Raw genomic sequence first — 8117 nt, 5'->3', positions numbered from 1 at the left:
CTCTAACACTTAGCACTCATCGTTTACGGCGTGGACTACCAGGGTATCTAATCCTGTTTGCTCCCCACGCTTTCGCGCCTCAGCGTCAGTTACAGACCAGAAAGCCGCCTTCGCCACTGGTGTTCCTCCACATCTCTACGCATTTCACCGCTACACGTGGAATTCCGCTTTCCTCTTCTGCACTCAAGTTTCCCAGTTTCCAATGACCCTCCACGGTTGAGCCGTGGGCTTTCACATCAGACTTAAGAAACCGCCTGCGCGCGCTTTACGCCCAATAATTCCGGATAACGCTCGCCACCTACGTATTACCGCGGCTGCTGGCACGTAGTTAGCCGTGGCTTTCTCGTTAAGTACCGTCAAGGTACGAGCAGTTACTCTCGCACTTGTTCTTCCTTAACAACAGAGCTTTACGACCCGAAGGCCTTCATCGCTCACGCGGCGTTGCTCGGTCAGGCTTTCGCCCATTGCCGAAGATTCCCTACTGCTGCCTCCCGTAGGAGTCTGGGCCGTGTCTCAGTCCCAGTGTGGCCGATCACCCTCTCAGGTCGGCTACGCATCGTCGCCTTGGTGAGCCGTTACCTCACCAACTAGCTAATGCGCCGCGGGTCCATCTGTAAGCGACAGCCAAAGCCGCCTTTCCATTTCACATCATGCGATGCGAAAAAGTATCCGGTATTAGCTTCGGTTTCCCGAAGTTATCCCAGTCTTACAGGCAGGTTACCCACGTGTTACTCACCCGTCCGCCGCTAGGTTCCGAAGAACCTCGCTCGACTTGCATGTATTAGGCACGCCGCCAGCGTTCATCCTGAGCCAGGATCAAACTCTCCATAAAAGTGTTTGTCTAGCTTCATAAATAAAAATTGACGTTTTGTGTTTTGTTCAGTTTTCAAAGAACTATTTATCGCTCAAGGCGACCTTCTTAATATAACATCTCAACTTCTTCATGTCAACCATGTTTTTTTATTTCATTCGCACAAACAACATCTGTTTAATGCGGATTCACAATATATCACGATGTGACTATCTCGTCAACATCCTTTTTATAAATAATAAAATGATGTATTGCATTCACCGCCATTCGCTTCGTTATCAGCGGCGGAAAGATAATATATCATGTCTTACAATAAACTTGCAATACTTATTATACAGGGAATTACCGGAAAATAATTTATAACCAACAAAGCAGCTCCTATGCCGAGTTTCATTCAATACAGTTCGAGATACAATAGTCAAGCTGTGTGCGCATAAAGAAAACTCGCTAACTTGACATTTATACCTTCTTAAATTACAACGAAAAAACACCTCGGCTTTTTCTGTAGTGAAATTTCACTACTTGTAAGAAGAGGTGTTCTTTCATAATAAAAAAGACTAAAGAAACAAGACAAATCAAATCGTCAAATTTACAGGTTCATTTGGTGAGCTTCCATTAAAATACGTCCCCATTCTGTCATACCGCCAAGCGCTGCCGCAAGCAATACATACGCAATGACAACTTTCCACTTTGTCACAGGCGATGCTTCATAGTAACGGACGATTGGTTCCATCTCATCCCGCCAGCGTTGAATTTCTTTTCCTGCCTCCAGCTCGTCCAGCGTTCGCGCCCAGCCTTCTTCTGTTGTTTGCAGCTCAGTGTAATACTGCATGTGAGACAATACCTCATGCTCCCACGTTTCTTTTTTCGACAGAGAAGAGTTGTGCTCCAGCTCGTTCAATCGGTGTACGAGCGCTGCGTATCCACCTTGCTCCTCCAGCTTTTTTCGCCATGTATCATATATGTGGATTCTTGTGCTTAATTCTTTAATACGGCGTTCTTGCTTGAAGCGGCTCCAAATGGTACCGATGCCAAACAAGACAATAATCCAAACTAATACACCGCCAAAGGAAACTGCTGCGAAAATGAGACCAGCTAGTCCAATGAGCCAAACACGCGGACTTACAACGGCAAGAATACGCCCGCCATCAAGCGGCGAGACAGGCATAAGATTAAACAAATTAATTAAACCACCCACTGTGATCACAAGTGCCCAAAACGGATTTTTCGTCACCAGGTACAACGCAGCGGCAACCAAAACAGATAGCAATCCAAACAATGGACCCATATACCCGATAAAGCTCTCTGTTTTCGCGTCCTTTGGCTGCTCCTTGAGTCCAACAACGGCTCCCATAAACGGAATGAATAAGGTTGGACTTGTCGGAATCCCCTTCATCCTTGCTGCCACGCCATGGCCGCCTTCATGTATAGCCAGCAATGCGACGAGCGCCACCGCAAACTTCCATCCATAAATGATGGCATAAGCTCCAATGCTAAGGAACATACTAAACAATGTAGAAAACTTAAATATTTTCAGTAAAACGAGAACATATTTCAACTTTCCCAGTGCCAACGCGCCAATCCCGAGCAGCATACCAAGGAATTTTGACGTATTTCCATTTCGTTTCCTCATACTATTCACCTGCTTTGTTTATGCTTTAGTACTATCGTAGCGAGATTTATCACTTCATTCAAGCTACACCATGTATATTTCTAATATTTTTAAATACACTTTCTACAATGAAAGATAAAATTATGTACTATGCCATTGGTAAGTTTCATTCGCTGTTTGCGGCATATCCTAAGCATTATAAAAAGTAAGCACAATCTTATATAACGCTATAAAGCGTTATTAGGAAAATTCATAAAATGTTCATCATGCTTTTATTAAATAAGTCAGATTTAATAGTATAGTAATAGTGTAAATATTACTTACTCCGAAGAAAGGACGTAACAAACATGTATAAAAGGCTCTTAGCCATTTTCATATTATTTGGAGTGATTTTAACACCTATTTTTTCTGCCTCTCATGTGAAATGGTTCACAAAATTAGCACCCCAAAAAGAAAGCATCGAAGGAATTCTATCTCCGCTCTTTCTAGCGGTCACGGTCGGTGTTGCTGTCATTTTGGCGATTTTGACACAAATCCTGCCAAAGCTTATGGAGCTTACATTTGCAAAGAAGATAGATACAAGGCTAGATGAATTCCGTAAATACTCCAGAACGATTTTAAAATACGGTACAGCCATTTCCCTCGTTGTTCAGGTGCTAAACGGGGCGCTGTTCGCTCCAGAATTTCATTTAGAAGGAGAAGAAATCATTATCATTGCCGTGTGGGCGGCCATTGCTCTTCTTTTCATTCCAAATCATATCGCAACAAAAGCTGCTTCCCTTATACTGCTTGTATTATTCGGTCACTCTGTAGTGAAATATGGAATATTCCATATGCTTGATTATGGATTTTATGTTGCGATCTTTGTTGTTCTTTTGCTAGAAAAAACAAAATATTCTCAGACAATTATGCCATTTTTATATCTTGGTACCGGTTTATCCCTATGCTGGGTTGCAGTAGAAAAATGGGTATATCCTGCAATGAGTGTAGATATTATCAGCAACCATCACGTTCCTACATTTGGATTTGCCCCTGCAACATTTGTTGTACTTTCTGCTTTCATTGAGTTTGTAGTCGGATACTTATTAGTTGTAGGGATCTTGAATAGACTGCTCGCACTTGTGTTAACCGGCCTTTTCATTCTCACAACTACCGTATTTGGCTGGCTGGAAGTTGTGGGTCATCTGATGATTCACGTCCTGTTAATTATCTTTATCATTGAAGGGGTTTCCTTTTACCATCCGCCTGTAAGCATGCATAAAACAAAGACAGATCAAATGATTTTTGTGTTCTTAAACTTCATTTTCGTACTGGCAACATTCTTACTTGTGTATTACCGTTTTGCGTAAGAAATGTGCAAAATATGTATCATCTAATTCTAAACAAGGTGTTGTAGTAACGACTGAAACAACAGGTATGCATTCCCCAAAATTATCCCATACTAAAAATAAACCATTTTGCTTTCTAACATATTAAACCCTGCTCTGTTCATAAGCAGGGTTTTTATGTACGTTCATTACAAATAAAAAACAGATCCGCACAATGCAGATCTGTTTATGGCTTCATTCATTATAATTTACGCACGTTTGTCGCTTGCGGACCACGTTGGCCATTTTCAATTTCAAATGTAACCTCTTGACCCTCGTCTAATGTCTTGTAGCCCTCGCCTTGAATAGCAGAGAAATGAACGAATACATCCTCTCCGCCTTCACGCTCAATAAATCCAAAGCCTTTTTCACTGTTAAACCATTTTACTTTACCTTGTTCCATTTTGTTGCCTCCCAGCATGTACCAAATACATAAAATTGCAATTTAACCTTGCATGTTTATTATGTCTATGTAGAGGATTTTTTAAACCTGTGTGTTGATATTTTATTTTTATGAATCCAAATGTTCCGTCTGTGCTGCACCGCTGCAAACCGCGGCTTCTTCCTGCGTTTCACATGAAACGATGAGATTTGTACTTCTTTACCGATAACGATTATAATCGATGACCTTATTCGTCATGTAAATACGATTTAATTCCTCATACCTTTTTGCACAATGAAGCAGCGTCTCGTTCATATCCTTCATCTCAAAGTACAAGCGGCATGTATCCCCGACAAATGCTAGTACGGCTGTATCATCTCCTTCGAGCACGAGCTGTTCAAACAAACCGATATAATTGAGAGCCTTATCCCCAAGCTCAATTGCCGACTTTTCTAAATCCATTGTCTGCTTGACACATCGCAGAAGCGTAACATCCGCCTTTTGGATGAGCAGTGACCGCGCCTGATTGACAAGCGGATAGAAGGTCGGCGTGAAACTCGGCGTTTGTTCTACCAGCTCCTGCATATAAGCCATAAACGGATACATTTCACTTTCGCCTGTGCAGAAACGCCTTGCATCCTCAAGAACATTCGTAATCGCTAGTAAGACTTCATAATTTTCGGATAAAGCATGAATCAAGTCATTGATATGAGATGCTCGCATCTGAACGAGCTCCTCCAGTTCCTCTCCTTGCCGAATCGGCGGCTCTTCCTCCCGTTTACGCCGCTTTTCATCAAACTCCATCCAAATGTTTAAAAAATCCTTCTCCATTGTTCTCCCTCCGTTCGCACATAAAATCATAATTACTGTATCTGTATGTTGTGACGAGAGAGAACATTCAAGATACATGCTTAGAAAAACTCCTTGCTAGTAATCCAAGTAAGGTTCAGTACCTCCATTATTCATGGGTACATCCCATCGAACTTCTTTTTATAATATGGAGAAATTGAGATTTCCCTACAGTGCATCTCCCTTTTACACATATCTCATAATCTCTTATGTTATTATTTGACATTGTAAGCGTTTTCTGTTATTCTTGTAATTGGGTGGGGCGGCACAGGTGGCCGTCAACAGTACACAGCGTAGGCGGGGCTGGTACTAGGTGCATGGGGCATCCTGTTCTCATGCCAAATGTGTTCTAATACGAATCTGCCATACTTTGCAGATATAGACGATAAAATGTACAAGGAGCGAAGTTCTCAAATGACGAGGGCTTCGCTCTTTGCTATTATATGTATACTTAAAAAAATATTGGAGGCTCACCTATGTTTGATGCCCATATCCATTTAGACCAATACAAGGACATCGACCGCCGGATAGAACGGTGGCAGCAAGCTGGCATTGAAGGTGTAACGGCTGTCTCAACCGATTTACGATCTAGCTACGAAACCCTTTCGCTTAAGCAACGATATCCTGACTTTATTTTTGCGGCAATCGGATTTCATCCAGAGCAACCGCTCCCCTCCTCCCGCGATATAACCGAATGGGAGAACCTGCTGCGCCAGGAACGCCGTCTCATTTCAGCAATTGGCGAGGTAGGACTGCCATACTATACGCTTCGCCAGCAGAAGCATGCCTCTCTAGAAAATTATATTGCATTTCTCAATGAAATGATGTGTATTTCCAAGAGAGAAAACCTGCCGATCGTCCTGCATGCTGTCCACTCACATACGCCAATTGCCTACGATTTATTAACCGAGCATCATATTACCAAAGCACATTTTCATTGGCTCAAAGCGGCGCCGTCTGTTGTAAAACAAATTACAGACAGCGGGTATTACATTTCCGTCACACCTGAGGCCTGCTATCGAGAACGTGACCAAGAGCTCATTCGCCAGATTCCGCTGCAGCAGCTGTTAGCAGAGACGGATGGTCCATGGCCGTTTGCCGGACCTTTTCAAAATAAACCAACCTCTCCCCTCTTTGTACATGATGTCATAAAAAAAATCGCAGAAGTAAAGGAAAAAGAAATGGCAGTTGTTCAAAAGCAAATGAAACAAAACATATTAGCTTTGTATAAAGATTATTGAACTCCCCCGCTTCAAGCCCGTAACGAGCTTGAAGCAGGGGCTTCTGTCAGAAAATAATAAATTGAATCAGGTATGTTGCAACTTCTCGTTTATCTATACATGGATTTGCAAAATTGGGAGTATTTGAATTCTTTTTATTCTACTAATTTATTGTTATATTATAAATTGAGGTGACAAAAAAATGATGCTTCAACTAAAAAACAAAATGATGCTCCGTTTTGGCATGATAGGCATCGTCTTATCATGTATGATTTATGTGTTGCATGAAACCGGCATCATGGCTGTCATGACGGATGACCATAGCATGCACACAAAAGTAAAGTCAGGCTATTTCTTCTTTTTATTCGCTTGCGCAGCACTCCTTTTGCTGCTCGGTATGCTGTTAAACCGAAATACCAAACAAGCTGATGCCGTTACGGTGATCAATACATTGCTTTTCACGTTCATAAGCATGGCAATGATTGCTGCAGGCCAAGGTATGACAGTGTATCACTTCTCTATCTTTGCGGCGGTTGCTATTATCTCTTTTTATGAAAAGGTTCGGCTTATTTTACTCATGACGATTATATTCGCGTTACAGTATGTGCTGGGCTATATCATTCCTGCCCTGACACCGGCTGTGTTCGGCGTGAAGGACTACACATTCGCCATGCTGCTGCTTCATGTATTGTACTTAGTATTCACATCAAGTATGACCTCTTGGCAAATTACAGCGAAAAATAAGCACATGGCACCTATCGAAAAAGAAACACAAGGACAAAGAGACACTTTGGAAAACCTATATAATAAGCTAGAAGATGCTTCAAAGCAGATTATGGGAGCTGCAGACCAGCTTCAGGAGCAGGTGTATCGTACTACTCATTCCACAGAGAGCGTATTTAATGCGATTAATGAAATCACCTCGCAGACACAAAAACAAGTACGTGCTTCCGGACAAGGTGCAAGCATCGTTCAAGGGATGGTAACTGGCATTCAAAAGGTAAATGAAGTATCTGTACTTGTGAATCGAATCTCTCAGGAATCCAGCGTGAAGGCAGAAGAAGGTCAAGAAGCTGTTAGTCATGCGGTAGAACAGATGAGACGCATTCAAGGTTCCGTACGGGATGTAACAGAAAAGGTGCACGATTTAGAAGCACAATCGAAGCAAATCGAACAAACAGTTTCCTTCATTACGCAAATTGCAGAGCAAACAAACATGCTGGCACTAAACGCTTCTATTGAAGCGGCACGTGCAGGAGAACAAGGACGAGGCTTTGCTGTTGTTGCCGATGAAGTACGAAAGCTGGCGGAGGAATCAGCAACAGCGGCACGCCAAATTACTTCTCTCGTAAAAGAGGTTCAGACGAGAACGCAAGGTGCAGTTCAATCTGCAGAACATGGCCTGCGTGAAGCAGAGCGCGGAATGGAAGTCATCCATCAAGCCGGTACATCCTTCACAAGCATTCTCACCGCAACAAAAGGAGCTGCTGCTGAAAATCTCCATATGACACAATCTGTGACGCAGCTATCACAAAAATCTAATGAAATCCTTGCCTCCATTCAAGAGATTGAAAAAATCGCATCTCATTTCGAAGGAATGTCTGCTGACATTGTTGCCGCAAACAGCGAACAAGTAAGCTCTGTTAGCGTCATTGCGAAAATTGTCGAAGAGTTGAATAATGTTTCTAAAGAACTAGAAACCATCACAAAACAATAGGGGGCTCTCTAGAAAAATCACGTCTATTCAGTATAGCTGCAAATGAGCATCCAAGGTCTTTTTGCAGTCCCTTTGCGAAATTTGTCATATTTTGCACTTTCAGCAAAAATATGTTCTCTTTCCATAAGAAAAGCAAAATAGCCATGCAGACAAGTTCTG

The 8117-nt window shown here is 42.3% G+C and carries 6 protein-coding genes and 1 rRNA gene (1 of these 7 running past the window's edge); 3 read left to right on the top strand and 4 right to left on the bottom strand.

The genetic code is table 11. The features are described from left to right. Together AC6HZ4_RS10025 and AC6HZ4_RS10020 are read right to left on the bottom strand one after the other, a co-directional pair. Positions 1-832 (bottom strand): 16S ribosomal RNA (locus AC6HZ4_RS10025) (it extends 707 nt beyond the left edge of the window). 568 nt (positions 833-1400) lie between these two features. Next, positions 1401-2444 (bottom strand): site-2 protease family protein, encoded by a 1044-nt coding sequence (locus AC6HZ4_RS10020; protein ID WP_497494840.1) that lies wholly within the window; start codon positions 2442-2444, stop codon positions 1401-1403. Between the two features lie 326 nt (positions 2445-2770). Between AC6HZ4_RS10020 and AC6HZ4_RS10015 the strand changes: the two genes are divergently transcribed. Then, the gene (locus AC6HZ4_RS10015; protein WP_497494839.1) at positions 2771-3772 is read left to right on the top strand and encodes a DoxX family membrane protein; all 1002 of its coding nucleotides are present in this window, start codon (positions 2771-2773) and stop codon (positions 3770-3772) included. A 220-nt stretch (positions 3773-3992) separates the two neighbouring features. Here the strand turns inward: AC6HZ4_RS10015 and AC6HZ4_RS10010 are convergent, their stop codons facing one another. Next, entirely contained in the window at positions 3993-4193 is a 201-nt protein-coding gene (locus AC6HZ4_RS10010) for a cold-shock protein (protein WP_497494838.1), read from the bottom strand. 198 nt (positions 4194-4391) lie between these two features. Next, positions 4392-5003 (bottom strand): hypothetical protein, encoded by a 612-nt coding sequence (locus tag AC6HZ4_RS10005; protein WP_497494837.1) that lies wholly within the window; start codon positions 5001-5003, stop codon positions 4392-4394. A gap of 494 nt (positions 5004-5497) precedes the next feature. Between AC6HZ4_RS10005 and AC6HZ4_RS10000 the strand changes: the two genes are divergently transcribed. Both AC6HZ4_RS10000 and AC6HZ4_RS09995 read left to right on the top strand, forming a co-directional pair. Beyond that, complete coding sequence (locus AC6HZ4_RS10000) at positions 5498-6262, top strand: TatD family hydrolase (RefSeq protein ID WP_497494836.1); 765 nt, start codon at positions 5498-5500, stop codon at positions 6260-6262. A 181-nt stretch (positions 6263-6443) separates the two neighbouring features. After that, positions 6444-7958 carry a methyl-accepting chemotaxis protein gene (locus tag AC6HZ4_RS09995; RefSeq protein ID WP_497494835.1) on the top strand — a complete coding sequence of 505 codons (1515 nt, stop codon included), beginning with the start codon at positions 6444-6446 and terminating at the stop codon, positions 7956-7958. Positions 7959-8117: the final 159 nt, after the last annotated feature.

It is taken from the genome of Ectobacillus sp. OTK (assembly GCF_059698935.1).
The sequence above is the reverse complement of the archived record's forward strand: the minus strand, read 5'-3'. Positions and strand labels throughout refer to the sequence as shown.